Origin of the sequence: Rhodovulum euryhalinum, assembly GCF_004342445.1 — a bacterium.
Classification (GTDB): domain Bacteria; phylum Pseudomonadota; class Alphaproteobacteria; order Rhodobacterales; family Rhodobacteraceae; genus Rhodovulum; species Rhodovulum euryhalinum.
The window spans coordinates 167,232-191,840 of the sequence record NZ_SLWW01000006.1 but is presented as its reverse complement, the minus strand read 5'-3'; the positions used below and the strand labels follow the sequence as shown (position 1 = coordinate 191,840).

Sequence of the window (24,609 nt, the reverse complement as noted above, 5' to 3'; positions counted from 1 at the left end):
TGTCAGATGCATCCCTGTTGCATCAACGCGAGAATCCGACCGGGGTTCCCGGCACCCCCTGCAATCGGCGGATTTCCGAAGGCGGGATCCTAGTAACTGAATTCTTCGTAGACCCGGCTGAGATCGCCGTTCCAATCGCCGTGATAGTGATCCAGCAACTCGTCGGCGGGCGCCTTGCCGCTTTCGATGCTGTCCTCCAGCGCGTGCAGGAAATGGCGTTCGTCCTGCACCATGCCGCCCAGCCCGGGACGGGCGCGAGCCTTCAGCCCCGCCTGCGCGATCAACAGAACCTCGGCAGCCAGCGACAGCATGGACCGCCCCCCCACCATCGCCTGCAACCCCTCGACCGAGGCAGCCACCCGCCAGGCATCGCGGGTCTCGGCATCCCAGTCCTTGACCAGATCCCAAGCCGCATCCAGCGCGCCCTGGTCATAGGTCAGCCCCACCCAGAAGGCCGGCAGCGCGCACAACCGCCGCCACGGGCCACCATCAGCGCCACGCATCTCGATGAACTTCTTGACGCGGGCCTCGGGGAAGATGGTGGTCAGATGGTCGGCCCAGTCCGACAGCGTCGGCGTCTCGCCGGGCAGCGCAGGCAGCCGCCCGGCCATGAAATCGCGGAAGGACTGGCCCAGCGCGTCGATATATTTCCCGTCGCGGTAGACGAAATACATCGGCACATCCAGCGCGTAGTCGACCCAGCGCTCGAACCCGAATCCATCCTCGAACGCGAAGGGCAGCATGCCGGTGCGCGCCGGATCGAGGTCGCGCCAGACACGCGCGCGCCAGGACTTGTGGCCGTTGGGCTTGCCGTCCAGGAACGGTGAATTGGCGAACAGCGCGGTCGCAACCGGCTGCAGGGCCAGCGCCACACGCAGCTTCTGCACCATGTCGGCCTCGGATGCGAAGTCCAGATTCACCTGTACCGTGCAGGTGCGGTACATCATCGTCTTGCCCATGGTGCCGACCTTGTCCATGTAGTCGGTCATCAGCCGATAGCGGCCCTTGGGCATCACCGGCATGTCCTCATGCCGCCAGATCGGCGCGGCGCCCAGCCCGATGAAGCCCACCCCGATCTCATCGGCGACGCCCTTGACCTCGCGCAGGTGCTCGTTCACCTCGTCGCAGGTCTGGTGGATGGTCTCCAGCGGCGCGCCGGACAGTTCCAATTGTCCGCCCGGTTCGAGGCTGACATTGGCGCCGTCCTTTTCCAGCCCGATGATGTTGCCGCCCTCGTGGATCGGCGCCCAGCCATGGCGGTCGCGCAGCCCCTCCAGCACCGCCAGAACCGACCGTTCGCCGGCATAGGGGATCGGCTTCAGCGTCGCCTTGTCATAGCCGAACTTCTCGTGCTCGGTGCCGATGCGCCAGTCGGACTTCGGCTTGCACCCGGCTTCGAGATATTCGGCCAGTTGCGCTACATTCTCGACCGGGCCGCCGCCGGACTGGGGGATGGACATCGGGCTTTGGCCTCCGGGTTCGTTCGCGTCATTCCGCCCGTCACCTGCGACGGGGGGTCGGTCAAGTCAAGGCCGGGCGACGGGTGCGCCGCCAAACCGTGACCGGGCCCTGACCCGGGCGCCGGTCGAGTGCCGCGACAATATGACCGGGACGCGCGCCCGGCAATGATACGAAAGCATCGAACAGCGCCTCGGCGCCCTGTGCCGCCGCCGGGATCGTGACGGTCGGGAAACCGGATTGCGACAGCCGCCAGAGCCGCGCGCCCGTCAGATCGAAGACCATCTCGACTTCGTCCAGTTCCGACAGCGCAACGAACCCGCCGCCCTGCGGCGCCAGATAGGTGATCTGGCCCTCGTCCACCTGCACGATGCCCGGCGCGCTGCCGCCGACGCGGAAGCGGAGTTGCCGGATCGCCGACAGGCCAAGGCCAAGCCCGGTCAGAACGATCAGGAGACCAAGCCCGAGATAGAACGCGCCCCCCCAGGTCATCACCCAGACGCCCCCCGCCGCGATCGCGAGGGCGCCGAGAAGCTCTCGCCACCGCAGCAACCTGGCGAGCAGTTCCGGGCGGATCACGCTCATCCCCAGTCCCCCAGCGCCTGCTGCCAGACGGTCAATGCGGCCACGGCGGCCGTGTCGGCGCGCAGCACCCGGGGGCCGAGGCTGACCGGATGAGCAAAGGGCAGGCTGCGAAGCCGCGCCCGTTCGGCATCCGAAAACCCGCCCTCGGGGCCGATCAGGATCGCCCAGGGGCCGCGGGCCGCATCGCCCAGGGCCGCCCCCGCCCCTGCCAGCATCTCGTCACAGAACATCAGCCGCCGCCCCTCGGGCCAGGCATCCAGAACGTCGGACAACCGTTGCAGGTCGCAGACCTCGGGCACGAAGGTGCCGCCGCATTGCTCGGCCGCCTCGACCGCATGGGCCTGCAACCGGTCGCGGCGGATGCGTTCGGCATTGGTGAAATCGGTCTGCACCGGGCAGATCCGCGCGGCCCCCATCTCGGCCGCCTTCTCGACGATGAAATCGGTACGTGCCTTCTTGATCGGCGCGAACAGCAGCCAGAGGTCCGGCGGCAGGCGCAGCGGTTTCGTCCGCGTCTCGCAGACCAGCGCCCCATCCCGCTTGCCCGCATCGGCGATCCGTGCCAACCACTCGCCCGTATGGCCGTCGAAGACCCCCACCGGATCGCCAACCCCAAGCCGCATCACGGAAAAGAGATAATGCGCCTGCTCCCGCGACAGAGGAACGGTTTGCCCCTCCCCCAACGGCTGCTCTACATAGAGCCTGACTTTCGCAGACCGGGTATCGCTCATGGGGGTCATTGATATGCCTGACACATCCGAAACGCCAGAGGCCGATGGCCAGGTCTCCGATGCCTACAGGGGCAACTGGGTCGACCGCGGGGCGCCGGAGTGGACACGGCCCTATCTGCGGCTTTCCCGCGCCGACCGGCCGATCGGAACCTGGCTGCTGCTGCTGCCCTGCTGGTGGGGGGTGGCGCTGGCGGCGGCCAGCACGGGGTTCCGCTGGATCGACATCTGGATCGTGATTGGCACCGGCATCGGCGCGTTCCTCATGCGCGGGGCGGGCTGCACCTGGAACGACATCACCGACCGGGACATCGACGCGGGTGTCGCCCGCACACGGTCGCGGCCGATCCCATCGGGGCAGGTGACCGTGTCGAACGCCATCGTCTGGATGGTGTTGCAGTCGCTGACGGCCTTCCTGATCCTGCTGACCTTCAATACCACGGCGATCGCGCTGGGGATCGCCTCGCTGGTTCTTGTCGCGATCTATCCCTTCGCAAAGCGGTTCACCTACTGGCCGCAGATGTTCCTGGGCCTTGCCTTCAACTGGGGCGCGCTGCTGGCATGGACGGCGCATACCGGCAGCCTGGGCTGGCCATCCTTCTTCCTGTATCTCTCGGGCATCGCCTGGACGATCTTCTACGACACGATCTATGCCCACCAGGACAAGGAGGACGACGCGCTGATCGGGGTGAAATCGACGGCGCTGTTGTTCGGCGAACAGACCGGATTGCGGTTGCGGCAATTCGGAATCGCCAGTGTCGTGCTGATGGCGCTGGCGGTGCTTGGCGCGCTGACCCACACGGCGGGCCAGACCGCGGTGATCGTCGGCCTCTTGGGCGTCGCGGGTTTCGGTGCGCATCTCTACTGGCAACTTCGCCTGCTTGACCCGGACGATACCGAAACCTGCCTGCGGCTGTTCCGCGCCAACCGCGACGCGGGGCTGATCCCGGTGCTGTTCTTCGGCCTCGCGATCCTCGCGTGATTGCGTGGGGTGCTGCACGGGTCTAGAGAGGAACGACCCATGATCCAGACGTCCGGGATGCGCCGATGACCCGCCTGAGTTCACGCCTGATCGCGCCGGCCGTGATCACGCTGGCGGCCGGGCTCTGCCTGTTGGCCGCCGTTCTGGCCGTGGGTCAGATCGAAACCCGCACCAAAGCAGCCGTCCGCGCGGCCCTGTCCGACCAGGGGATGACCTGGGCCGAGGCGACACCCGACGGGATGCGGATCCGCCTGTCGGGCACGGCCCCGGACGAGGCGGCACGATTCCGTGCCCTGTCGGCTGCGGGCGCGGTGATCGACGCGGCCCATGTGCTGGACGGGATCACGGTCGAACCGGCGAACCCGCTGGCGGCGCCGGACTTCACGGTGGAACTCTTGCGCAATGCCTCGGGCATCTCGATGATCGGGCTGGTTCCGGCGGCGACGGATCGCGACGGGCTGGCCCGCGACCTTGGGCGGATCGCTGGCCGGCAGACGGTCACCGACATGCTGGAAAGCGCCGACCACCCCGCGCCCCCGGGCTGGGAGGCAGCGCTTGCCTTCGGGCTCGAGGCGCTGGGCCGGTTCGACAGCGCCAAGGTCTCGATCGCGTCCCGGCGGGTGGCCGTGGCCGCCATCGCCGAGACGGCGCGCGAGCGCGACCGGATCACTCGCGAACTGCGCGGCACGGCGCCCGAGGGGGTGACGCTCGATCTGGACATCTCGGCGCCGCGGCCAATGATCGCGCCCTTCACCCTGCGCTTTCTGCTCGGCGACGAGGGCGCCCGGTTCGACGCCTGCGCCGCCGATACCGCGGAGGCCGCCACGCTGATCGCCGAGGCGGCGCGCCGGGCCGGCGTGGTCGCGCCCGCCGACTGCCCGCTTGGCCTTGGCGTACCCGCACCGACCTGGGGTCAGGCGGTCGCACGCGGGATCGACGCGCTGGCCGAGATCGGCAGCGGCACGCTGACCTTCTCGGATAGCAACGTCACGCTGGTCGCCGCCCCCGGCACCGACCGGACGCGGTTCGACAAGGCGGTGGACAGGTTCCGCGCCGATCTGCCCGCCCCCTTTGATCTGACCGCAACACTGGCTGGCCCGGTCAAGGTCGATGGCAATGGCACCGCCGATGGCCCCCGCGAATTCGTCGCGACCCTCAGCCCCGAGGGGCTTGTCCAGTTGCGCGGGCGCGTGCCCGACGCCCTGGTGCAGTCAGCCGCCGAAAGCTATGCCCGGGCACGGTTCGGTCAGGGCAGCGTCCATTCCGCGATGCGGCTCGACGCAGGCCTGCCCGAGGGCTGGCCCCTCCGCGTGCTGGCCGGGCTAGAGGCGTTGTCGCAGCTTCGCAACGGCTCGGTGATCGTCCAGACGGGCTTCGTCCGGGTGACCGGGCTCACGATGGACGACACCGCCCAGGCGCGGGTGGCGCGGCTGCTGTCGGACCGGTTGGGCGACGCGCAGGTCTTCGACATCGACATCGCCTATGTCGAGCCCCCGGAAACGCCCGAGGGCCGGCCGTCGCCCGAGGCCTGCGTGGAGCGGATCGGCGAGATCCTCGCCGAGGAAAAGATCACCTTTGCGCCCGGATCGACCACGATCGAAGGCTCAGCGGTGCGCGTCGTGGACCGGATCGCCGAGGTGCTGCGCGGGTGTCCCGATGCCCGGATCGAGATCGGCGGCCACACCGACAGCCAGGGCCGCGAAGAGATGAACGAATCGCTCAGCCGGCAGCGGGCCGAGGCTGTGCTGACCGCGCTGATGGCGCGCCGCGTGCTGACCTCGAACCTGAGCGCGCGCGGCTTTGGCGAAAGCCGGCCGATCGCGGACAACGACACCGAGGACGGGCGCGAGGCGAATCGGCGGATCGAATTCCGGCTGATCGCCCCCGAAGCCGAGCCGGCGGCGGCGGATGGCGATGACGCGGAAGGCGACGGAGAGGCAGATGGACAGGACTGAATTCATCATCGTGACCACGCTGGTCCTTTTCGCGACCTTCCTGATGGGATGGCTCGCCTCATGGCTGGTGCACCGCGTCAGCCAGGTGACTCATGAGAACATGGACGATCTCGACCACATGGCACAGGCCCTGCACGAAGCCGAGGAGAGCCGCGACCAGGCGATCGCCTATCTGCACCAGCGCGAGGCCGAACTGACCAACCGCCTCAGCCAATCCGAGGCCGAGCTGCGCGCGGCGATGGAGGGGTTGCGGGATGCCCGCGCCGAGGCCGAGGATCTGCGCGCCTATGTCGAACGGATCAGCGCGGACTGAGGGGGGCGCTTCAGTCCCCGGTCCAGCGGTCCAGCGCGGCCTCGTCCTCGTCCTTCGCGGCCACCCAGGCGGCACCATCCGTGCCGAATTCCTTTTTCCAGAACGGCGCGCGGGACTTGAGGTAGTCCATCAGGAATTCGGCCGCGGCAAAGGCATCCGCCCGGTGCGGCGCGGCGGTGGCGACCATCATGATCGTCTCGCCGGGGCGCATCGGCCCGTGGCGGTGGATCACCAGGCAATCCTTCAGCGCCCAGCGCTGCGTGGCCTCGGCCGCGATCCGCTCCAGCGCGCGTTCTGTCATGCCCGGGTAATGTTCCAGTTCCAGCCGCGCCAGCCCGCCATCGTCGCGCACGATCCCGGCGAAGGTCACGACCGCCCCCGCGTCTGTGCGCCCCGCGGCAAAGGCGCCACATTCCGTGCCGAAATCGAAGGGCGCGGCCTGGACGCGAACGGCCATGGTCAGCCCCCGGTCATCGGCGGAAAGAACGCCACCTCGCGAACGCCCGCAAGCGGCGCGTCGAACTCGGCCAGTTCCTGATCCAGCGCGACCCTGAGCGCCGAGAGATCGGCAAAGGCGACGGCATAGCGCTCTTCCCGCGCTTTCAGGTCCTCGACCAGTTCTGCAACGGTCGCGGCCGATGTCTCGACCCGCTCCTTCGGCAGGCCGATCCGCTCTCGCACCCAGGCAAAGTAAAGCACGTCGATCATGGCCTGTCGTTCTCGCTGAGATAGGGCCAAGCCTTGGCGAAATAGTCGAGCCCCGTGACAAGCGTCAACACCGCGGCGACCACCAGCAGCGCGGTGCCGATGAGTTCGACCGCGGGCTGTGCCACGATTCCGTGGCCGATCAGCACCGAGATCGCCACCATCTGCACCGTGGTCTTCCACTTGGCCAGTTTCGTGACCCTGAGTTGGCCCGCCCGCGCGCCCAGGAACTCGCGCAGGCCCGAGACGAAGACCTCGCGGAAGAAGATCACGCCAGCCGCCAGGGTGATCGTGACCGGCATCCCGAAATGCGCCACCACGACCATCAGCGCGATCAGCACCATCGCCTTGTCGGCGATCGGATCGACCATCGCGCCGAACCGGCTGACGAGGTTCCATTTCCGCGCCAGATAGCCATCGACCCAGTCGGTCGCCGACGCGCCGACGAAAACGAAAAGCGCGATCCAGTCCGCAAGCGGACTGTCCCAAAGGAAATAGACCGCCGGGAACAGCGGCGCCGCGAAGAGCCGCAGCACGGACAGGATATTGGGCAGGGTCCACCTCATGGATCGCTGCATAGCGCGTCAGCCACGCTCATGGAAGAAGCCGTGGATGGTTTCCGCAAGACTGTCGGAAATCCCCTCGACGGCCTTGAGATCGGCGAGCCCCGCCCGCCCCACGGCCTTGGCGCTGCCGAAATGCGACAGCAACGCGCGCTTGCGGGTGGCGCCGACGCCGGGGATCTCGTCCAGCGGTGTCGCACCCACGGCCTTGGCGCGTTTCTGGCGGTGCGCGCCGATGGCGAAGCGGTGCGCCTCGTCGCGCAGGCGCTGGACGAAATAGAGCACGGGATCGTTGTGTTGCAGCGCGAAGGGGCGTGCGCCCGGCCGGTGGAATTCCTCTTTCCCCGCATCGCGGTCGATGCCCTTGGCGACACCGACGACGGGAATGCCCTCGACGCCCAGATCGCCGAGGATGCCCGCCACTGCCGAAACCTGCCCGGCGCCGCCGTCGATCAGCAGAAGGTCCGGCCAGGTCTCGCCCTCGCGGTCGGGATCCTCCTTCAGCAGGCGCTGGAACCTGCGGGTCAGCACCTCTTTCATCATGCCGAAATCGTCCCCCGGCGTCAGGCTGTCGCCCCGGATGTTGAACTTGCGGTACTGGCTTTTGACGAATCCCTCGCGCCCCGTGACCACCATCGCGCCCACCGCGTTCGTGCCCTGGATATGCGAGTTGTCGTAGATCTCGATTCGCCCGGGCGGCGCCTCCAGCCCGAACGCCTCGGCCAGGCCCGCCAGCAGCTTGCCCTGCGCCACGCTTTCGGCCAGCCGGCGGCCCAGGCTTTCGCGGGCGTTACGCGCAGCCCCGGCCACCAGGTCCGCCTTTTCGCCGCGCTGGGGCACCGCGATCTCGACCTTGCGGCCGACACGGCCCGACAGCGCCTCGGCCAGCAGATCCCGGTCCTCGATGTCGTCGGACAGCAGGATCAGCCGGGGCGGTTCCTTGTTCTCGTAGAACTGCCCGAGAAAGCCGCGCAGGACCTCGGCTCCCTCGGCACCGGACCCGGTTTTCGGATAGTAGTCGCGGTTGCCCCAGTTCTGGTTCGCCCGGATGAAGAACACCTGCACGCAGGCCTGCCCCCCCTCCATGTGAAGCGCGACCACGTCGGCCTCGGCCACGCCGCGCGGGTTGATGCCCTGCACCGACTGCACCTGGGTCAGCGCGCGGATGCGGTCGCGCAGGGCCGCGGCCCGCTCGAACTCCATCGCGTCCGACGCCGCCTGCATCTCGGCGGCCAGCGTTTCCTGCACGCTCGTGGACCGGCCTTGCAGGAAGCGTTCGGCATCGCGGACCGAGACGGCATAATCCTCGCGGCTGATCCGGCCGACGCAGGGCGCGCTGCACCGCTTGATCTGGTACAGAAGACAGGGCCGCGTCCGGCTTTCGAACACCGAGTCGGAACAGGTCCGCAGCAGGAACACCTTCTGCAACTGGTTCAGCGTGCGATTCACCGCGCCCGCGGACGCGAAGGGGCCGAAATAGGCCCCCTTCTCGGTCCGGGCGCCGCGGTGCTTCCCGATCTGCGGAAACGGGTGGCCCTTGGGGATCAGGATGTTGGGAAAGCTCTTGTCGTCGCGCAGCAGCACGTTGTAGCGCGGCTTGAGCTGCTTGATGAGGTTCTGTTCGAGCAGCAGCGCCTCGGTCTCGGTCCGCGTCGTCAGGAACATCATAGACGCGGTTTCCGAGATCATCCGGGCGATGCGGGGGGAATGGCCGGACGGCTTGGCATAGTTTGCCACCCGCTTCTTCAGGCTGTTGGCCTTGCCGACATAGAGAACGCGCGCCTGGGCATCGAGCATCCGGTAGACGCCGGGCGAATTGTCCAGCGTCGCCAGATAGGACTGGATGCAGGCATGGCCCTGCGCGCGGGGGGGCGTCTCGGCGTCGGTCGGGTGCGTTGTCATATCAGGCAGATCGTGATTCCACGCCTTGGCTGCAACGACAGGGGCCGCGCATCAAGACCAAACATGTCCACGACTTCTGTGGATAAGGATGCGCATAACCTTGGGGCGCCCGAGTTTTTCCCTTGTTTTTCCACCCCATTCGACACTTTGCCCAAATTTTCAGCAGCATTGCAAGCCATTGATATGATGTCTTAAAATTCATGGCAGCCACAAATTGTTGAAATTCCTAAAGAAATCGTGAAGTTTTTTTGACGATTCCGGGGCGTGGTGGAAAAGTTAACGCCCGCTGCAACCCTGAAGGGCCTACTCCACGCCCAGGACGTCCGGCGTCTGCCAGGCCAGATGTTGGCCGCCATCCACACAGATCAGCTGTCCGGTGACCGAGGGTGCGCCGAGGAAATAGTCGAGCGCGGCACAGATCTCGTCTGGATTGGCGCCCCGGCGCAGGATCGTCGCGGCGCGTTGGCGGGCAAAGTGATCCTCGGACTGCCGCCCGCCGCGCAGCGTCGGCCCCGGCCCGATGGCATTCACCCGGATCGCGGGCGCAAGCGCCTGCGCCGCGGTGCGGGTGAACGCCCAAAGCCCCATCTTGGCGATGGTGTAGGTCATGAATTCGGGCGTCGGCTTCAGCACCCGCTGGTCGATCATGTTGATCACCAGCCCGGCGGCCAGCGGTTCGCCCCGCGTGCAATGGCCGTGCGCGGGCGCCTGCGCCGCAAAGGCCTGGGTCAGCACGAAGGGCGCGCGCAGGTTCGACCCGATATGCCGGTCCCAGCTTTCGCGCGTGGCGGTATGGATGGTGTCGTACTCGAAGATCGAGGCGTTGTTGACAAGCACGCCGAGCGGCCCGCCCAGCTCCTCGGCCGCACGCCCGATCAGACCGGCGGCAGCGTCCTCGTCCAGCAGGTCCGCCTGCAATGCCGCGCCATGGCGGCCAAGCGCGCGGATATCGGCCGCCGTCTCCTCGGCCGCCTCGGCGCTGTCCACGTAGTGGATCGCAACATCGAAACCCCGCTCCGCGAGGTGCAGCGCCATGGCGCGCCCCAGCCGCTTCGCCCCGCCGGTCACCAGCGCACGGTCGGTCATGTCAGCACCATCACCGCATAAAGGATATAGAGCGCCGTGAACGCCACGCCCCAGGCCCGGTTCAACGGCCATCCACGGAACACGAAGGGCAGAAGCAGCACCGAGGCGCCCAGCATCACCCAGAGATCGAAGCGCAGCATTTCGGGCGGCACGGGGATCGCGCCGAACAGGCTGGCGATCCCGACGATCCCGAGCAGGTTGAACATGTTCGACCCGATCACGTTGCCCAGCGCCACATCCGCTTGGCGGCGCAGCGCGGCCATCACCGTGGTCGCAAGCTCGGGCAGCGAGGTGCCGATGGCGACAAGCGTCAGACCGATCACCGTCTCGGAGACCCCGATCGCGCGGGCAATGTTCACCGAGCTGTCCACCAGGAGATCCGCCCCCAGTGGCAGGCCAAGCAGGCCAAGGACCAGGAACAGCGTGATCTTCGCCCAGCCGAGATTGGGGTCGGCGCCCTCGATCTGTGCCGCGTCTTCAGGAATGGACACGTCGGCATCTTCGGGGGGACGATCGGCCAGCGCCGCGGCCCTGGCGCCGTTCTCGCGCCGATGGTTCCGCGCGGCGATGAAGGCATCGAACAGTACCACGCTCAACGCGAGCAGCAGGCCGATCCCGTGCACCCAGGTGATCGGCCCGATCAGCGCGAGCGACAGGAAGAACACGGTCGCGCCCAGCATCATCATATAGGTGCGCCGCGTGTCACATTCGTCGGTCCGGATCGCCGTGATCAGGGCCGGCAGGCCCAGCACCAGCAGCACGTTCGCGATGTTCGAGCCGACGACATTGCCCAGCGCGATGCCCGGCGAGTTGTCCAGCACCGCCTTGACCGACACCAGCAGTTCCGGCGCCGAGGTGCCGAAGGCGACGATGGTCAGCCCGACGATCAGGGCCGGCACCCCCAGCCGCAGCGACAGGTTGACCGCTCCCTTCACAAGGCTGTCCCCGGCCAGCAGCAGGATCACAAGCCCGAGCCCGGCATACAGCAGGTCCGCCGCCATGACGCGTCAGCCCTTGCCGCAGGCGCAGGGCCCGCGGCCGATCCGGTGACGCCCGCAGGCCGGGCATTTCCCGGTCTTCGCGCGGCCGAACGATATCCGGCGGCCACCCGGCCCGGGCAGGCGCAGCCGGCCGAACATCGCAAGCACGGCCATGCCGATCAGGAACAGGAGGACGATCTTGAAAAGCATGACCTACAAACCGTACCGCGCCCAGAGCGCGCGCGCCTCGATCTCGTCCAGCACGCCCGCCACGGCGGGGGCGCCAAGCCGCGACCACAATCCCCTGCGCGGGCTGTGCAGGACGAATTTCACCTTGTCACCAAAGCGCGCCTTCATCACCGGCACCAGATGGCCGATGCCGTCCGCCAGACCCAGATCCACCGCCTGTTCGCCGACCCAGATATCGCCGGTGAAAAGATCGCGATCCTGTTTCAGCCGCGCGCCGCGACGATCGCGGACATGGGTCTTGAACGCCTCGTGGATCGGGGTCTGAAGCTGCATCAGCCGCGCGATATCCTCGGATTTCTCGGGCTGGAAAGGGTCGAGGAAACTCTTGCTTTCGCCCGCGGTATGAACCCGGCGTTCGACGCCGTAGCGCGCGATGAAGTCGGGAAAGCCGAAGCCCGCGTAGATCACGCCGATGGACCCCACCAGCGACGCGCGGTCGACCCAGATCTCGTCGGCGGCGCAGGCCAGCCAGTACCCCCCCGAGGCGGCGACGTCCTCGACGAAGGCGAGGACCGGCACCTCGTGCTCCTCGGCAAGCCGCCGGATCCGCGCCGCGATCAACGCGCTCTGCACCGGAGAGCCGCCGGGTGAGTTCACCGCCAGTGCCACGGCGGCGGGCCGGCCCTTGCGGAACGCGCGCTCGATCATCGCGGCAAGCGCCGCGTCAGACAGGCTCGCGCCACTGCGTGTGCTGGCCGCGATCGGCCCCGACAGACGGATTACCGCCACCAGCGGATCGGATTTCACGAAGGGAAGCCATCGTTTCATGGAACCGCATGTAGAGCGGCCCGGAGCGGCGAACAAGGCGCCGGGCGAAATGGATCGGAGCTTTTGCCCCTCTGCCGGGCGCGCGACGGCCCTAGCCGGGCGCGCGGGCCACGATCTCGGCGCGCCGCCGCTGGCGGGCCGCGCCGAGGGCGGGCGCGTCGGCGCGCGGCTTGCAGGCGATGCGTTCGACCGCCAGACCCGCCGCCCGGAAATGGCCGCGCAGCTCGGCCTCGGTCAGGCCGCCGGTGCGGTCCGAGGGGCGGGTGGCCCAGACCCGGCCCGCGACATCCGCAAGTTCCGCAGCCTCAGCGGGCGTCAGCCCCGCACCCCGCGCCTGCGCTTGCAGCCGGGCCTTGCGGGCCGGGATGTCGTCGGCAGATGCGGGCCGCCACAACGCGCCCGGCCCCTCGTCGGCCAGCGCGCTCGACATCAGCAGGGCGCCGCCGGGCGCAAGGCTTTCGGCCCAATTCGCGACGACCCTGGCGCGCTCGGCCGTCTCGAAAAAGACAAGGAAGGAATGGGCGATCACAAGATCCATGCCGTCCGCGCGGAACTCGCGCAGATCCGCTGTCTCGGCCCGCAGATCGAGGCCCAGTTCGGCGCCCAGCAGGCGGTTCTGCATCACCGGCGTCGCGCACCGGTCGACGAAGGTGATGCGGGGCACAACACCAGCATTGCGAAACCCCGAGGCAACAATGGCCAGAAGCCCGGCATCGGCCCCGCCAGAGATCAGCACCCGCCGCGCCCCCCGGGCCGCCGCGCGGGCAATCTCGGCGTGGAAGAAGCGCCAGCCTGCGGGTGGCTTGCCGCCCGCCCGGACGAGCCGCAGCATCGACCAGCTGCGGTGATAGTCGGCGCAGCCATCCCGCGACGCACAAAGCGCGGGCGCGCGATCCCATGCCAGCCGGGCCAGCCGCGGCAATGGCTCGATATCCACGGGTGTCATGGGGGCATCTGCGACCATCGCCCGCAATCAATCCGACCAGGGGCCGGATCGCAACCGCAAACCGTGTCGGCTCAGGCGTCGCGCCGGGTGGTATCCAGATAGCGGCAAGTCCAGCGGGCGATCGTCCAGTTGGGGTGCGTCTCGACCCAACGGGCCAACTCGGGCTCTGCGCCCATCACGCACTCGAGCGGCGTGACCTCGGTATAGAGAAGTCTGCGTTGCTCGCAAACCCCCGGCGCCTGTTGCGTGATGCCAAAGCAGGCAACGAAGACAAGCTCGATCATGGAAGCCTCGAAAGCCGGTTCTGCACGAAGGATGCCGCGCAGTCCTAGATCTATTATAACCGAAACAGGCCCTCTGCCGCAAATCCGCGGCGCTTCGCCAGCGGTCACCTCTCCAACCTTCTGGATCGGGGGCAGTTTCAGACGGATCTGCCCGTTTCTGCAGCAGGCGCCGCTCCTATCCCCGCCGCCGCATCAACCCCCGTGCAGGATCGTAGCCGACAAGCGCCAGCAGGAAGAACACCACCGTCCCCGTCACGACCCAGAGCAGCGCCCAGCCGTTGAACGTCTCGTACAGCGAGAAGCGGATCAGTTCCACCGCGTGGGTAAAGGGGTTCACCGCGCAGATGTCGCGCAACAGGTCCGAGCTTTCGGCCATCTTCCACAGCGGATAAAGCGCCGAGGACAGGAAGAACATCGGGAAGATCACGAAGTTCATCACGCCCGCGAAGTTTTCGAGCTGCCTGATGGTGGACGATATCAACAGCCCCAGCGCCCCCAGCATCAGCCCCGACAGCACCAGCGCCGGGAAGACGTAGACATAGCCCATCGCGGGCATGTCGATGCCGAACAGCGCGGCGATCCCGAGAAAGGCATAGACCTGCACCAGCGAGACCGCGACACCCGCCATCAGCTTGCAGAACAACAGCCACCAGCGCGGCCGGGGCGAGGTCAGCAAAAGCCGCATAGAGCCCATCTCCTGGTCGTAGACCAGCGACAGCGAGGACTGCATCCCGTTGAACAGCTGGATCATGCCGCACAGGCCCGGGACGATGTAGACCTCGTAGGTGATGTAGGTCTGGTAGGGCGGGATGATCGACAGGCCCAGCGCCGCGCGGAACCCCGCCGCGAACACCACCAGCCAGACCAGCGGGCGCACCATCGCCGACAGGAACCGCCCGCGGTTCTGCACGAAGCGCAGCGCCTCGCGGATCACGATGGCGTTCAGCGCGACCAGCCAGGCTTTCATGCCAGGGCCTCGTCATTGCCGCCGGTCATCTCGATGAAGGCGTCGATCAGCGGGCGGTTGCCCGCCACCTCGGCGGCGCTGGCCTGTTGCAGCACGCGGCCCCGGTGCAGCACCACCACCTCGTCGCCGGGGCCGATCTCGTCCACCAGATGCGTGGCCCAGAGCACCGTCAACCCCTCGGCCGCCAGGTCGTGGACATGGGCGGTGATCGCGCGGCGCGACGCAGTGTCGAGCCCCACGGTCGGCTCGTCCAGCAGCAGCACCTCGGGCGCATGGACCAGCGCGCGGGCGATCTCCATCCGCCGGCGGTGCCCGCCGTTCAGCGCGCGCACCGTCTCGCCCGCCCGTTCACGCATGTTCAGCCGGTCCAGCGCGGCCTCGATCCGCATGGTGGCGTCGCGCCCTGCCAGCCCGTGCAGCGCCGCGAAATAGCGCATGTTGCGCATCACGCTGGTATCGAGGTCCAGCGTCGGCTGCTGGAACACCACCCCGATCCGGGCCAGCGCCGCCCGCGGGCTTCGGGCCAGGTCGTGGCCCGCCACCTCGATCGTGCCCTCGCGCGTGACCAGAAGGCGGGTGAGCAGCGAGAAGAGCGTCGATTTTCCCGCCCCGTTCGGCCCCAGCAGCGCGCAGAACCGGCCGCGCGGCAAGGCAAAGGACACGTCGTCCAGCGCCTTCTTGGCCCCGTAGGACAGGCTGACATGGGAAACGCGCAGGGCGGGCGGACGGGTCATCGGGTGCGGTCCGGCATGGGGTGGAGGGTAGCGGGCGCCCCGGCAAGGTCCAGAACCCGCGTCGCCAGCCGCTCGGCCTCGGCGCGGGCATGGGTGACGAACAGCGTGGCGGGCCGCTCTTCGGCGATCAGCCGCTCGGTCAGCGCCAGCATGGTCTCGGCGGTGGCGGGATCGAGCGAGACGAAGGGTTCGTCCATGATCAAGAGGTCGGGATGCCCGGCAAAGGCACGCGCCAGCGCCAGCCGCCGCTGCTGGCCCAGCGACAGTTGACCCGGAAAGGCGCGTTCCTTGTCGGCAAGGCCGACGCGGGCCAGCATCTCGCGCGCCCCCTTGCGCGAGAGATCCGGGTGCACCAGCGTCAGGTTCTTCAACGCGCTGCGCCAGGGCAGAAGCGTCGGCTCCTGGAACACCATGGCCAGCCGCGCGGGCCGCTCGACATGGCCCTCGAAGTCGTCGTCGAGCCCCGCGACGATCCGCAGAAGCGTGGTCTTGCCGATACCCGAAGGGCCGAGGATCGCCACCGTCTCGCCCTGCGCGATGTCGAAGGCGACGGGGCCGAGGACGGGCGTCTCGCCAAAGAACTTGGCGCGGATGTCGACCCGGATCATGCCAGCCGCCAGCGCCGCGCGCGCCGCTCCCAGGGTTGGAGGAACAACCATTCGACAGCCAGCATCACCACGATGAAGGACAGCGCGTAGATCAGTACCATGCCCACGTCAAAGAGCTGGAAATAGAGGTGGATCTGGAAGCCGATGCCCGACGAGCGGCCCAAAAACTCGACCACCAGGACGATCTTCCAGATCACCGCCACCCCGCCGCGCGCCGCCGCCGCGACGAAGGGGGCAAGCTGCGGCAGCAGCACGTGGCGCAGCCGCGCCCCGGCGGACATGCCATAGACCCGCGCCATCGCGTCGAGCTGCGGCGAGAAGGCCCGTGCGCCCTCGCGGATCGTCACCGTCACGTTCGGCACCTTGTTCAGCGTCACCGCCACGATCGCGGCCGTCTCGTTCAGCCCGATCCACAGATAGCACAGCACGATCAGCACCAGCGCGGGCAGGTTCAGGAACACCACCAGCCATGGGTCAAGCCATCGGTTCAGCCGCTCGAACCGGCCCATCAGCAGACCGAGGATCATCCCCAGCGTCATCGCCAGCCCAAAGGCCCAGAGCACCCGGACCAGCGTCTGGCCAAGGTGATAGGCCAATTCGCCCGACCGCAGTTCGGACAGGAACGGCGCCACCAGCGAGAACGGCTGCGGCAGCACCTGCGGATCCGCGGTCAGGGTGGCGGCCACGATCCAAAGGGCCAGCAGGCCAAGAAGCGAGAGCGCCGGGACACCGAGACGGCTGGTCATCGGCGCCGCTCACTCCACCTGGACGAAGGTGCCCTCGGGCAGCGTCGTGGCCTGGCCCACCAGGTCCTCGCCGCCAAGCCGGGCCATCAGCGCGAGAAACCGGTCCGCGGCCGCCGGGTCGACATTGCCCGCCGCCGGGATGCCCGCGCGGAAATCGTCGCGCAGCCGCTCGAACTCGGCATCGGTGGCCGCGTTCATCATCGGGCGGATCGCGTCCCAGGCGTCGTCACTGTCCAGCAGCAGCGCCTTGGCCTCGCGTGAGGCGGCATAGAGCGCCTGGGCGATGCCGGGATTCGCGGCAAGGAAATCCTCCTTCAGCACGTAGCTCAGCAGCGGCGTGTCGGGATCGAGTCCCAACGCGGCCGAGGCGTCGGTTACCGAGACCAGTTCGCGCATGCCCGCGGCCTTCATCTTGGCGAGGAAGTGCCAGAAGTTGACGGCCCCCGCGGTCTCGCCGGATAGTCCCGCCTTGAAGATCAGCGGCGGCGCGCCGTAGACCTGCTCGGTCTCGGCCTCCAGGTCCATGCCGTATTCGGCCTGCGCATAGGCCCTCAGGATCAGCCAGCTCTTGTCCAGCGGCCCCCCCGCGATGCCGATCTTGCCACCCGCCAGATCCGTCAGCGTCGCGGCCGCGCTGTCCTCAGGCACCACCAGCCCGCCCACGGCGCGCGAATAGGGAATCGCAACGAAATCCTTGCCGGCCGCGCGCTGGCGCGCCACCCAGATCCAGTCGGCCACCATCACGTCGGCCTCGCCGCCCTCGACCGCGACCCGGGTCGCGCCGTTGTCGGCATAGGGCTCCATCACCAGTTCGAACCCATGCCTGCGGTCAAGACCGTTGCGCGTGATCGTCGAAAGCTCCCAGTTCACCGTGCCGATTTTCAGCACCGCGGCGCGCAGCTTTGGCAGATCCTCGGCCCATCCGGCCCCGGCCGCGATCAGCGCAAGGACCACGGCAAGCGCGCCGGTCAATCCTTTCAGCATGGCTTTCCTCCCCTCGGGATTGCGCGTTTCCCGAAACCTCCCCGTCCGTTGTCCCCCGGGCAGGACCCGATGGCAAGCCCTGCCGCCGGAACGCCATACGCAACCGTTTTGCCCGCCGCCCCAGCCATTCCGGCCCGGGCCGTCGGACCCCGGCCACCCGCGAACCTTGCCAGACAGGGACCGCGGCGGGAAACCGATACTTAAGGCGCATTGCGAGGCGCGGCAGCCGGACTAAGCTCGCATGATGAGATTTCATGTCCCGACGCTGCCGCTCGCCGCCATGCTATTGCTCGCTGCCGCCCCGCTCGCGGCGCAATCCGTGGCGCTCAAGCCCGGGGCGGACGTCGCCTTCTACGGGATCACCTTTCTCGACACCTCGACCGAGGGCGCCTATTTCGGCGCGCGGGAGGACGAACAGGCGCGGATCCGACTTCTGGAGGAAGAGGTCCGCGCCCGCTTTGGCGAAGAAGGCCTTGTGCTGCTCGATCTCGCCCCGGTGGCCGAAGAACTGGGCCGGATCGCGAACCCGGCCGACTGCTACGGCTGTGAGATCCGCATGGGCAAGAAACTGGGCGCCGACTACGTGCTGGTGGGCGAGGTTCAGAAGGTCTCGAACCTGATCCTGTCGATGAACCTTGTCCTGCGGGACGTCGAGACCGGCGCCATGGCGCGCGGAATGTCGGTCGACATCCGCTCGAACACGGACGATTCCTGGCTGCGGGGCATACGCTATATCCTCAAGAACAACGTATTCGGGGAGTGAGGGAGGAGACAGGTGACACGATTTGGACGACGCGCGGTGCTGGCGGTTCTCGCGGCGGTCCTGCCCGCCATGGCGCTGGCCCACGGGCCCACGCGGCAGAAGGTGACGCTGAGTGCCGACCTTGCCGCCCCGCCCGCCGAGGTCTGGGCGGCGATCGGCGATTTCCAGGACATGGGCTGGCACCCTGCCATCCATGCCACGACCGGCGAGGGCGGCAACGCGATCGACGCGACGCGGGTGCTGACGCTCGGGCAAGACGGCGGTCCGACGATCTCGGAACAACTCTACAAGTACGACGCCGACAAGATGACCTATTCCTACCGGATCACCGACGTCGCGGTCGATGTGCTGCCGGTGACGAACTATTCCTCGCATCTGACGGTCAAGCCCCGGCCGGACGGCGGCTCGGTAGTGGAATGGCGCGGCGCGTTCTACCGGGGGTACCCGAATAACGACCCGCCCCCGGACCTGAACGACGAGGCCGCGATCAAGGCCGTGACCGCGGTCTACCAGGCGGGTCTCGACGCGCTGGCAAAGCGTTTTGGCACACCCTGAGGCGATAGCCGCCTTTGGGCTATTCTGGTCCCTCGCCGCCACCCCTGCGGCGGGGGACATTGCCTATGTGACCAACCAGAACAGCGAGGAGGTCTCGATCCTCGACCTGACGGCGCGGGTCGAACGCGCGCGGATTTCCGTGCCCGGCAAGCCCGCGGGCGTGGCCGCGGGGAAGGACGGCTTTTTCACCGTATCCCCCGACAGCAAGACCGTGCGCCGCTTTGACCCCGCGGGGGCCGAGACCGGGCAGTTGATCCTCGACGGCGGTCCGATCGGGATCGCCCACGATCCCGCGCGCGGGCACCTCTTCGTGTCGGACTGGTACAATGCACGGCTCTGGGTCATCGACGCCGCCGCCATGGCGGTCACCGGCATGCTGGCCACCGGCAGCGCGCCTGCGGGCTTGGCCGTGTCGCCGGACGGCCGCTGGCTGGTGTCGGCCGACCGGGATGCCGACCGGGTTTCGGTCTTCGACCTCGACACCCTGCACCGCGTACGCGCCATCCCCGTCGGCACGCGCCCCTTCGGGCTCGGCTTTGCGCCGGACGGGCGGCTTTTCGTGGGCAACGTGGGCTCGAACGACGTCAGTGTGCTGGACCCCGCCACGGGCGAAATCCTGGCGACGGTGCCGGTGGGCGAACGGCCCTATGGGGTCGCCTTTGCCTGCGGCCGGGCCTTCGTCAGCAACCAGTATGCCGACACCGTCAGCGTGATCGACCTGGCCACCCTCGGCCCCGTGGCCGAGATCGCGGTTGGCGAATATCCCGAGGGGATCGACGCGACCGGCGACGGGGCAACGATTGTCGTGGCAAACTGGTTTTCCAACACCGTCAGCCTGATCGACGCCGAGCGGATGTCCGTGACCGCCGAGATCGCCACCGGCGACGGGCCGCGCGCTTTCGGCCGGTTCATCGCACCTGAAGGAAACTGAGCCATGCACCGCCGCACCCTTTGCCTGACACTTGGCCTTGCACTCGTCGGGGGGCAGGCCCTGGCCCGCACGGCCTGGGACGATCTGAAACCGATGATCTTCGACGACCGGGCGCTGCTCTCCGCAGGGGCCGATATCTCCATCACCAGCCCCTACCGCACCGACAACGATTCCCGGACGCCGGTCGGGGTGCGGGTCGCTGGGCCCGGCGGCCGACTGGTGGCCCGGGTCACCGTGATCCTCGACGAGAATCCGATGCCGGTCTCGGCCGTGATCGACCTGGCACAGCCCCTGCCCGAATTCTTCTTCGAGCTGACGCTCAGGTTCAATGGCCCGACGCCGATGCATGTCGTGGCCGAAACGACCGACGGACAGCTTTTCGTGGCCGAGGCCTTCGTCAAGACCAGCGGCCAGGGTGCCTGCGCATCGCCGCCGATCACCGACCCCGAGGCGGCGCTGGCCGCGCTTGGGCAGATGACCATCGAGATGGCCGGAATTGGTCCGGCGGGCGGCGCGGCCGCGCGTCTGGGTGCGCTCGCGCATCGCCAGGCCCGCGTTGATGTCGATATCCGGCATCCCAGCCTCTCGGGGCTTCAGAAGGATCAGGTGACGCTGCTGTTCATCCCGATGCGCTATGTCCAGACGCTGGACGTGGCGCTGGACGGCCAGCCCTATGCCACCGTGACGGGCAGCATCTCGCTCAGCGAGAACCCCAGGATCAGCCTCGCGGCGCCTGCCGGCACCCGTTCGGTGGACGCGACGATGACCGATACCGACGGCACCGTGACCCACGCCAAGCGCAGTTTCCCCGGTTACTGAGCGACCGGCTCGCCCGGCTCGGCCTCGACCTGCGTCAGCGGATAGTCGAGAAAAGCCCAGCCATCGGTCCCCTCGGGGAACCAGTAGACCGTGGTATAGCCGTAATCGAGCGCGCGCTTCGCGGCGTTCCAGCTCATCCAGCAGTCTTCGAGGCAGAAGAACAGCACCGGATGCGCCAGGTCGCCCCGGGTCGCCTTGTCCAGCCCCGCGCGGAAATACGCGTGGGTCACCTCGGCAATGGCACCGTAACCCACATTCGGCAGCCAGATCGCGCCGGGGATCGAAAAGCGCGGCTTGTCGCGCCAGATCGTGCCCACGGGCAGGTTCGGCGGTTTGGGCGCTCGCGGCAGGACATCGACAAAGGCCACCTGTCCGGACTGCCAGAGCACGTGCGCCGCCTCGGGCCCCACGACCGTCGCCCCGGCAAGCGTCGGTGGCACCGGGGCGCGGTAGTCATCCATCCGGAAATCGTCCGGCTCGGCCACCTGCGCCAGCGCCGCCGCAGGCAGCCCCAGCGCAAGCGCAAGGACCGCCACGCGGATCATTGCGCGCGGTCCAGCACCGCCTCGCCGAAATCTTCCAGCAATGGCACGCCTGCGTCGCGCAGGATCGTGTCGATCTCGTCCTGGTGGCGGCGGATCAGCGAGTTCAGCTTGCGCTGCCAGACCTTCTCGCCCAGCCTCACGCCCATGGTGATGCGGAAAAACAGCCGCGGCGGCAGTTCCTCGTGGATCAGCGGGATCACCTTGAACTCGGGATAGTCCTGTTTCACGAGCGGCCCGCCGATCGGCCCCCACAGGATGGCGCCGTCGATCTCTCCGGCCTTCAGCGCCGCCAGCATGTCGGGGGCGGGGGATTCATAGCGGCGGTCGACCACCAGATGATAGGCGCGTGCCTTGCCAATCAGGCCGTGCCGGGCCATGTGGGTCGCCGGCGGGCTGCCCGCAACAATGCCCAGCGACGTGCCTTGCAAGGCCGGATCCGACAGCGTCTCGACACCGGCCAGCGGCCCGTCCGCCGGCACGATCAGGGCATAGGCCGAGGTGAAATAGTGATTGGTGTTCAGCACCAGTTCATGGCCTTGGGCAAAGCCGATGACCACGTCGCACTTGTTGGCGCGCAGCGTGTTCCGGATGAAGCCGGTGGCCATCGGATACCAGCTGTATTCGACGGGCAGACCCAGCTTGGAGGCGAACAACTCCGCAAGCCGGTTCTCGTAGCCCCGGCCCTGGTCGTCCGACATCGGAAAATTCGCCGGATCCGCACACACCCGGAACGCGGTATCCGAGACCAGGTCCGAGGTTTGCGCCACGCCGGTCCCTGCCTGGGAGGACAGCAGGGCCGCGGCGATTGCACCGGCAAACAGACGCCTAGCCACCCGCCATGCACTCGTTTTCGAACGCCGTGATTGCATCCGGCTTCGCCTCTTTCTTCGCCGGGCGGCCGCGCTCAAGCACACCATCACCGCGCGCCTTGAGATAGACGTAGATGTCGTCGATGTAGCACATCACGTTCTTGTTCTGCCCGAAGGTCGGCATCACCGTCTGGTGCGAGGCGCTGACATTCTGGATGCCATTCGACACAGTATAGACGAAATCGTAGTAATCCATCCGCTCGACCGCGTCCTTCAGCGGCGGGGCGTAGGTCGACCCCATGCCGTCGGGACCGTGGCAGACGTGACATTCCGCGTGGTAGCGCCGGAAACCTGAAAACGTGGCCCAGTCGACCGTGCCATCCTCGGCGATGAAATAGGCCGGCACGCCGTCCTCGGTGTAGTAGCGCCCGTTCTCCTTGTAGGCGGCGGGGCCGTTGCCGGGCAGATCCCGGTTCTCGGTGGCACTGCCGGCGCTGGCCAGCCCTGCCATGGCGCCGAACACCAGCGCCTGTGCAAATCGTTTCATTTTTCCTCCCTGGATCGCTCTGGATGGGCACGGGGGATCCCCCCGTGCCCATCCGTTTCAGCGCGACGCTGCCGGTCAGTCGGGCAGCTTGAACACCGTCAGCTGGCCACCGAGCGCGGTGTAGTCGCTGAGCGCGGCATAGCCGCCCACGGCGCCCAGACCATCGTTCGGGTTGGTCAGGCCGGCCGCAAGGCCGATGCCCGCCCAGCCGCCGACACCCGACAGGATGCCGATGTACTGCTGGCCATCATGCTCGTAGGACATCACGTTCCCGATGATGCCCGACGGCGTCTTGAAGCGGTACAGCTCTTCGCCCGTCTCCGCGTCGATCGCCTTGAGATAGCCTTCAAGCGTGCCGTAGAACACCACGTCGCCCGCGGTGGCCAGGGCGCCCGACCACACCGAGAACTGCTCGGGGATCGACCACTTGATCTCGCCCTTCACGCCGTCCCAGGCGATGAAGTTGCCCATGCCGCCATGGCTGTCGGGGGCGGGATACATCGACAGCGTCGCGCCCACATAGGGCTGACCGGCGGTGTAGCTGACCCGGAACGGTTCGTAGTCCATGCAGACATGGTTGGTCGGCACGTAGAACAGGTTCGTCCGGGGCGAGAAGGCCGAGGGCTGCTGGTCCTTGGACCCCAGCGCCGCCGGGCAGATGCCGGTCGAGTTCACGTCCTCGCCGTTCTGCGCGGTGGAGTATTCGGGGACCACGGCCGGGCGGCCGTAGGTCGGCGAATTCGGGTCCATGTCGACACCGGTGGTCCAGTTCACCGCCGGGTCATACTTCTCGGCCACCAGCAGCTCGCCGGTCTCGCGGTCGAGCGTGTAGCCCAGGCCGTTGCGGTCGAAATGGGTCAGAAGCTTGCGCATCTGGCCATCGACTTCCTGCTCGGTCAGCACCATCTCGTTGACGCCGTCGAAGTCCCACTCGTCGTGGGGCGTCATCTGGTACAGCCACTTGGCCATACCGGTATCGGCGTCGCGGGCGAAGATGGTCATCGACCAGCGGTTGTCACCCGGACGCTGGCTGGGGTTCCAGGTCGAGGGGTTGCCCGAGCCGTAATAGACCAGGTTCAGTTCAGGATCGTAGGAATACCAGCCCCAGGTGGTGCCGCCGCCGATCTTCCACTGGTCGCCTTCCCAGGTGTTGGTGCCCGAGTCGGGCCCCACCGGCTTGCCCAGATGCGTGGTGTTCTCGGGGTCGATCAGCGTGTCGCTGTCCGGGCCCATCGAGTAGCCGCGCCAGACGCGCTCGCCGGTCTCCATGTTGTAGGCCGTGACGTGGCCGCGCACGCCGAACTCGCCGCCCGAGATGCCGACGATCACCTTGTCGCCCACGGGCAGGACGGTCGCGGTGTTGGTCTCGCCGATCGACGGGTCGCCGTTCACGGCGGTCCACTTGACCTCGCCCGTCTCGGCGTTCAACGCCACGACGGTGGTGTCGGCCTGGTGCAGGAAGATCGTGTTGTTGGCATAGGCCACACCGCGGTTGACGGTGTCACAGCACATCACCGGAATGACGCTGGCGTCCTGCTTGGGCTCGTATTTCCACTTGATCCGGCCGTCATTGTTCAGATCGAGCGCGTAGACGATGTTCGGGAAGGGCGTATGCACGTACATCGTGTCGCCGATCACCAGCGGGCTGCCCTCGTGGCCGCGCAGGACCCCGGTCGAGAAGGTCCAGGCCACCTGCAGATCGCCCACGTTCTCGCGGTTGATCTTGTCGAGACCCGAATAGCGGTGGTTGGCGTAGTTCCCGGTCTGGATGACCCACTGGGTGGGGTCGTTCATCAGCCCGATCAGTTCGTCATTGGCAAGCGCCGCCGTGCCCGCGCACAGCGCTACCGTCGAAGTGAAAGCGAACAGCTTTTTCATGGTCTTCTCCCTTTAGTTCTGTTTTTGTTCGGCCCCGAATCCAAGGACGATTTCGGCTCGCCCCATACGGCTCAGGATCCCTCACGGCACCGGCTTGGTCTGGTCCTCCCTCCGGCGCGACGTATCGCAAAGGTTGCTTCAGCCCTCCCTTTCTCCCGTGGTTCCCACGAACCCCATGACGATGGCGGCCGGGCATGCGAACCCGCGGGTTGCCGCGTT

At 67.6% G+C, this 24,609-nt stretch carries 29 protein-coding genes; 7 read left to right on the top strand and 22 right to left on the bottom strand.

The features are described from left to right. Window positions 1-89: 89 nt before the first annotated feature. The 3 genes from EV655_RS09255 to EV655_RS09245 form a co-directional block, all read right to left on the bottom strand. On the bottom strand, window positions 90-1,460 hold the full coding sequence (locus tag EV655_RS09255; RefSeq protein WP_132544068.1) for a glutamate--cysteine ligase: 1,371 nt from the start codon (window positions 1,458-1,460) through the stop codon (window positions 90-92). Between the two features lie 61 nt (window positions 1,461-1,521). Next, window positions 1,522-2,043, bottom strand: a complete 522-nt coding sequence (locus tag EV655_RS09250) for a hypothetical protein (protein ID WP_243645041.1) — start codon at window positions 2,041-2,043, stop codon at window positions 1,522-1,524. Continuing rightward, window positions 2,040-2,774, bottom strand: coding sequence for a 16S rRNA (uracil(1498)-N(3))-methyltransferase (locus EV655_RS09245; protein ID WP_132544064.1), 735 nt, complete (start codon window positions 2,772-2,774; stop codon window positions 2,040-2,042). Before EV655_RS09245 ends, EV655_RS09250 begins: the two co-directional genes overlap by 4 nt. A gap of 13 nt (window positions 2,775-2,787) precedes the next feature. Here EV655_RS09245 and ubiA point away from each other — a divergent pair, with 13 nt between their 5' ends. The 3 genes from ubiA (at window position 2,788) to EV655_RS09230 (ending at window position 6,021) form a co-directional block, all read left to right on the top strand. After that, entirely contained in the window at window positions 2,788-3,753 is a 966-nt protein-coding gene (gene ubiA / locus EV655_RS09240; RefSeq protein WP_132544062.1) for a 4-hydroxybenzoate octaprenyltransferase, read from the top strand. Between the two features lie 65 nt (window positions 3,754-3,818). Next, window positions 3,819-5,708: an OmpA family protein gene (locus EV655_RS09235; RefSeq protein ID WP_132544060.1), complete on the top strand. Its 1,890-nt coding sequence runs from the start codon at window positions 3,819-3,821 to the stop codon at window positions 5,706-5,708. Next, window positions 5,695-6,021: a hypothetical protein gene (locus EV655_RS09230; protein WP_132544058.1), complete on the top strand. Its 327-nt coding sequence runs from the start codon at window positions 5,695-5,697 to the stop codon at window positions 6,019-6,021. Before EV655_RS09235 ends, EV655_RS09230 begins: the two co-directional genes overlap by 14 nt. 10 nt (window positions 6,022-6,031) lie before the next feature. Here EV655_RS09230 and EV655_RS09225 read toward each other — a convergent pair whose 3' ends face one another. From EV655_RS09225 to EV655_RS09155, 15 genes are all read right to left on the bottom strand, one after another. Next, window positions 6,032-6,478, bottom strand: a complete 447-nt coding sequence (locus EV655_RS09225; RefSeq protein WP_132544056.1) for a molybdenum cofactor biosynthesis protein MoaE — start codon at window positions 6,476-6,478, stop codon at window positions 6,032-6,034. 2 nt (window positions 6,479-6,480) lie between these two features. Further along, window positions 6,481-6,729: a molybdopterin converting factor subunit 1 gene (gene moaD / locus EV655_RS09220; RefSeq protein WP_132544054.1), complete on the bottom strand. Its 249-nt coding sequence runs from the start codon at window positions 6,727-6,729 to the stop codon at window positions 6,481-6,483. After that, window positions 6,726-7,292, bottom strand: coding sequence for a CDP-diacylglycerol--glycerol-3-phosphate 3-phosphatidyltransferase (gene pgsA / locus EV655_RS09215; RefSeq protein ID WP_132544052.1), 567 nt, complete (start codon window positions 7,290-7,292; stop codon window positions 6,726-6,728). The genes moaD and pgsA overlap by 4 nt, the downstream gene beginning before the upstream one ends. Window positions 7,293-7,310: 18 nt before the next feature. Further along, a complete protein-coding gene (uvrC, locus tag EV655_RS09210; protein WP_132544050.1) occupies window positions 7,311-9,191 on the bottom strand; it encodes an excinuclease ABC subunit UvrC in 1,881 nt (626 codons plus the stop codon). Between the two features lie 303 nt (window positions 9,192-9,494). Then, on the bottom strand, window positions 9,495-10,277 hold the full coding sequence (locus tag EV655_RS09205; RefSeq protein WP_132544048.1) for an SDR family oxidoreductase: 783 nt from the start codon (window positions 10,275-10,277) through the stop codon (window positions 9,495-9,497). After that, window positions 10,274-11,278, bottom strand: coding sequence for a calcium/sodium antiporter (locus EV655_RS09200; RefSeq protein WP_132544046.1), 1,005 nt, complete (start codon window positions 11,276-11,278; stop codon window positions 10,274-10,276). Before EV655_RS09200 ends, EV655_RS09205 begins: the two co-directional genes overlap by 4 nt. Before the next feature lie 6 nt (window positions 11,279-11,284). Then, window positions 11,285-11,467 (bottom strand): hypothetical protein, encoded by a 183-nt coding sequence (locus tag EV655_RS09195; protein ID WP_132544044.1) that lies wholly within the window; start codon window positions 11,465-11,467, stop codon window positions 11,285-11,287. 3 nt (window positions 11,468-11,470) lie between these two features. Beyond that, window positions 11,471-12,274: a S49 family peptidase gene (locus tag EV655_RS09190; protein WP_132544042.1), complete on the bottom strand. Its 804-nt coding sequence runs from the start codon at window positions 12,272-12,274 to the stop codon at window positions 11,471-11,473. A gap of 91 nt (window positions 12,275-12,365) precedes the next feature. Continuing rightward, the gene (locus EV655_RS09185; RefSeq protein ID WP_132544041.1) at window positions 12,366-13,220 is read right to left on the bottom strand and encodes a class I SAM-dependent methyltransferase; all 855 of its coding nucleotides are present in this window, start codon (window positions 13,218-13,220) and stop codon (window positions 12,366-12,368) included. 71 nt (window positions 13,221-13,291) lie between these two features. Next, window positions 13,292-13,504 carry a hypothetical protein gene (locus tag EV655_RS09180; protein WP_132544040.1) on the bottom strand — a complete coding sequence of 71 codons (213 nt, stop codon included), beginning with the start codon at window positions 13,502-13,504 and terminating at the stop codon, window positions 13,292-13,294. 175 nt (window positions 13,505-13,679) lie between these two features. Beyond that, window positions 13,680-14,471, bottom strand: a complete 792-nt coding sequence (locus tag EV655_RS09175) for an ABC transporter permease (RefSeq protein ID WP_132544038.1) — start codon at window positions 14,469-14,471, stop codon at window positions 13,680-13,682. Beyond that, complete coding sequence (locus EV655_RS09170) at window positions 14,468-15,205, bottom strand: ABC transporter ATP-binding protein (protein ID WP_132544036.1); 738 nt, start codon at window positions 15,203-15,205, stop codon at window positions 14,468-14,470. Before EV655_RS09170 ends, EV655_RS09175 begins: the two co-directional genes overlap by 4 nt. Further along, window positions 15,202-15,813 (bottom strand): ABC transporter ATP-binding protein, encoded by a 612-nt coding sequence (locus EV655_RS09165; RefSeq protein WP_132544034.1) that lies wholly within the window; start codon window positions 15,811-15,813, stop codon window positions 15,202-15,204. The genes EV655_RS09170 and EV655_RS09165 overlap by 4 nt, the downstream gene beginning before the upstream one ends. Then, window positions 15,810-16,559, bottom strand: a complete 750-nt coding sequence (locus EV655_RS09160; RefSeq protein WP_132544032.1) for an ABC transporter permease — start codon at window positions 16,557-16,559, stop codon at window positions 15,810-15,812. Before EV655_RS09160 ends, EV655_RS09165 begins: the two co-directional genes overlap by 4 nt. 9 nt (window positions 16,560-16,568) lie before the next feature. After that, window positions 16,569-17,543, bottom strand: coding sequence for an ABC transporter substrate-binding protein (locus tag EV655_RS09155; RefSeq protein ID WP_132544030.1), 975 nt, complete (start codon window positions 17,541-17,543; stop codon window positions 16,569-16,571). Between the two features lie 241 nt (window positions 17,544-17,784). On the opposite strand from EV655_RS09155, the gene EV655_RS09150 reads away from it, so the two are divergent. The 4 genes from EV655_RS09150 (at window position 17,785) to EV655_RS09135 (ending at window position 20,611) form a co-directional block, all read left to right on the top strand. Continuing rightward, window positions 17,785-18,306, top strand: a complete 522-nt coding sequence (locus EV655_RS09150) for a DUF3280 domain-containing protein (protein WP_207901945.1) — start codon at window positions 17,785-17,787, stop codon at window positions 18,304-18,306. A 69-nt stretch (window positions 18,307-18,375) separates the two neighbouring features. After that, window positions 18,376-18,861 carry an SRPBCC family protein gene (locus tag EV655_RS09145; protein WP_132544186.1) on the top strand — a complete coding sequence of 162 codons (486 nt, stop codon included), beginning with the start codon at window positions 18,376-18,378 and terminating at the stop codon, window positions 18,859-18,861. A 67-nt stretch (window positions 18,862-18,928) separates the two neighbouring features. Beyond that, window positions 18,929-19,792 (top strand): YncE family protein, encoded by an 864-nt coding sequence (locus tag EV655_RS09140; protein WP_341540300.1) that lies wholly within the window; start codon window positions 18,929-18,931, stop codon window positions 19,790-19,792. Window positions 19,793-19,795: 3 nt separating this feature from the next. After that, window positions 19,796-20,611, top strand: a complete 816-nt coding sequence (locus tag EV655_RS09135) for a quinoprotein dehydrogenase-associated SoxYZ-like carrier (protein WP_132544026.1) — start codon at window positions 19,796-19,798, stop codon at window positions 20,609-20,611. Here the strand turns inward: EV655_RS09135 and EV655_RS09130 are convergent. The 4 genes from EV655_RS09130 to xoxF5 form a co-directional block, all read right to left on the bottom strand. After that, the gene (locus tag EV655_RS09130; RefSeq protein ID WP_132544024.1) at window positions 20,605-21,156 is read right to left on the bottom strand and encodes a PQQ-dependent catabolism-associated CXXCW motif protein; all 552 of its coding nucleotides are present in this window, start codon (window positions 21,154-21,156) and stop codon (window positions 20,605-20,607) included. The two genes, EV655_RS09135 and EV655_RS09130, sit on opposite strands and share 7 nt — an antisense overlap. Then, window positions 21,153-22,025: a substrate-binding domain-containing protein gene (locus EV655_RS09125; protein ID WP_132544022.1), complete on the bottom strand. Its 873-nt coding sequence runs from the start codon at window positions 22,023-22,025 to the stop codon at window positions 21,153-21,155. Before EV655_RS09125 ends, EV655_RS09130 begins: the two co-directional genes overlap by 4 nt. Then, window positions 21,982-22,512, bottom strand: coding sequence for a c-type cytochrome, methanol metabolism-related (locus tag EV655_RS09120; RefSeq protein ID WP_132544020.1), 531 nt, complete (start codon window positions 22,510-22,512; stop codon window positions 21,982-21,984). Before EV655_RS09120 ends, EV655_RS09125 begins: the two co-directional genes overlap by 44 nt. 75 nt (window positions 22,513-22,587) lie before the next feature. Beyond that, window positions 22,588-24,390, bottom strand: coding sequence for a lanthanide-dependent methanol dehydrogenase XoxF5 (gene xoxF5 / locus EV655_RS09115; protein ID WP_132544018.1), 1,803 nt, complete (start codon window positions 24,388-24,390; stop codon window positions 22,588-22,590). Window positions 24,391-24,609 lie beyond the last annotated feature (219 nt).

What these genes read in the sequence shown, in the direction of transcription:
- EV655_RS09255 (WP_132544068.1), bottom strand. Translation starts at nt 1,460, where the DNA reads ATGTCCATCCCCCAGTCCGGCGGCGGCCCGGTCGAGAATGTAGCGCAA.
- EV655_RS09250 (WP_243645041.1), bottom strand. Translation starts at nt 2,043, where the DNA reads ATGAGCGTGATCCGCCCGGAACTGCTCGCCAGGTTGCTGCGGTGGCGA.
- EV655_RS09245 (WP_132544064.1), bottom strand. Translation starts at nt 2,774, where the DNA reads ATGAGCGATACCCGGTCTGCGAAAGTCAGGCTCTATGTAGAGCAGCCG.
- ubiA (WP_132544062.1), top strand. Translation starts at nt 2,788, where the DNA reads ATGCCTGACACATCCGAAACGCCAGAGGCCGATGGCCAGGTCTCCGAT.
- EV655_RS09235 (WP_132544060.1), top strand. Translation starts at nt 3,819, where the DNA reads ATGACCCGCCTGAGTTCACGCCTGATCGCGCCGGCCGTGATCACGCTG.
- EV655_RS09230 (WP_132544058.1), top strand. Translation starts at nt 5,695, where the DNA reads ATGGACAGGACTGAATTCATCATCGTGACCACGCTGGTCCTTTTCGCG.
- EV655_RS09225 (WP_132544056.1), bottom strand. Translation starts at nt 6,478, where the DNA reads ATGGCCGTTCGCGTCCAGGCCGCGCCCTTCGATTTCGGCACGGAATGT.
- moaD (WP_132544054.1), bottom strand. Translation starts at nt 6,729, where the DNA reads ATGATCGACGTGCTTTACTTTGCCTGGGTGCGAGAGCGGATCGGCCTG.
- pgsA (WP_132544052.1), bottom strand. Translation starts at nt 7,292, where the DNA reads ATGAGGTGGACCCTGCCCAATATCCTGTCCGTGCTGCGGCTCTTCGCG.
- uvrC (WP_132544050.1), bottom strand. Translation starts at nt 9,191, where the DNA reads ATGACAACGCACCCGACCGACGCCGAGACGCCCCCCCGCGCGCAGGGC.
- EV655_RS09205 (WP_132544048.1), bottom strand. Translation starts at nt 10,277, where the DNA reads ATGACCGACCGTGCGCTGGTGACCGGCGGGGCGAAGCGGCTGGGGCGC.
- EV655_RS09200 (WP_132544046.1), bottom strand. Translation starts at nt 11,278, where the DNA reads ATGGCGGCGGACCTGCTGTATGCCGGGCTCGGGCTTGTGATCCTGCTG.
- EV655_RS09195 (WP_132544044.1), bottom strand. Translation starts at nt 11,467, where the DNA reads ATGCTTTTCAAGATCGTCCTCCTGTTCCTGATCGGCATGGCCGTGCTT.
- EV655_RS09190 (WP_132544042.1), bottom strand. Translation starts at nt 12,274, where the DNA reads ATGAAACGATGGCTTCCCTTCGTGAAATCCGATCCGCTGGTGGCGGTA.
- EV655_RS09185 (WP_132544041.1), bottom strand. Translation starts at nt 13,220, where the DNA reads ATGACACCCGTGGATATCGAGCCATTGCCGCGGCTGGCCCGGCTGGCA.
- EV655_RS09180 (WP_132544040.1), bottom strand. Translation starts at nt 13,504, where the DNA reads ATGATCGAGCTTGTCTTCGTTGCCTGCTTTGGCATCACGCAACAGGCG.
- EV655_RS09175 (WP_132544038.1), bottom strand. Translation starts at nt 14,471, where the DNA reads ATGAAAGCCTGGCTGGTCGCGCTGAACGCCATCGTGATCCGCGAGGCG.
- EV655_RS09170 (WP_132544036.1), bottom strand. Translation starts at nt 15,205, where the DNA reads ATGACCCGTCCGCCCGCCCTGCGCGTTTCCCATGTCAGCCTGTCCTAC.
- EV655_RS09165 (WP_132544034.1), bottom strand. Translation starts at nt 15,813, where the DNA reads ATGATCCGGGTCGACATCCGCGCCAAGTTCTTTGGCGAGACGCCCGTC.
- EV655_RS09160 (WP_132544032.1), bottom strand. Translation starts at nt 16,559, where the DNA reads ATGACCAGCCGTCTCGGTGTCCCGGCGCTCTCGCTTCTTGGCCTGCTG.
- EV655_RS09155 (WP_132544030.1), bottom strand. Translation starts at nt 17,543, where the DNA reads ATGCTGAAAGGATTGACCGGCGCGCTTGCCGTGGTCCTTGCGCTGATC.
- EV655_RS09150 (WP_207901945.1), top strand. Translation starts at nt 17,785, where the DNA reads ATGATGAGATTTCATGTCCCGACGCTGCCGCTCGCCGCCATGCTATTG.
- EV655_RS09145 (WP_132544186.1), top strand. Translation starts at nt 18,376, where the DNA reads ATGGCGCTGGCCCACGGGCCCACGCGGCAGAAGGTGACGCTGAGTGCC.
- EV655_RS09135 (WP_132544026.1), top strand. Translation starts at nt 19,796, where the DNA reads ATGCACCGCCGCACCCTTTGCCTGACACTTGGCCTTGCACTCGTCGGG.
- EV655_RS09130 (WP_132544024.1), bottom strand. Translation starts at nt 21,156, where the DNA reads ATGATCCGCGTGGCGGTCCTTGCGCTTGCGCTGGGGCTGCCTGCGGCG.
- EV655_RS09125 (WP_132544022.1), bottom strand. Translation starts at nt 22,025, where the DNA reads ATGCAATCACGGCGTTCGAAAACGAGTGCATGGCGGGTGGCTAGGCGT.
- EV655_RS09120 (WP_132544020.1), bottom strand. Translation starts at nt 22,512, where the DNA reads ATGAAACGATTTGCACAGGCGCTGGTGTTCGGCGCCATGGCAGGGCTG.
- xoxF5 (WP_132544018.1), bottom strand. Translation starts at nt 24,390, where the DNA reads ATGAAAAAGCTGTTCGCTTTCACTTCGACGGTAGCGCTGTGCGCGGGC.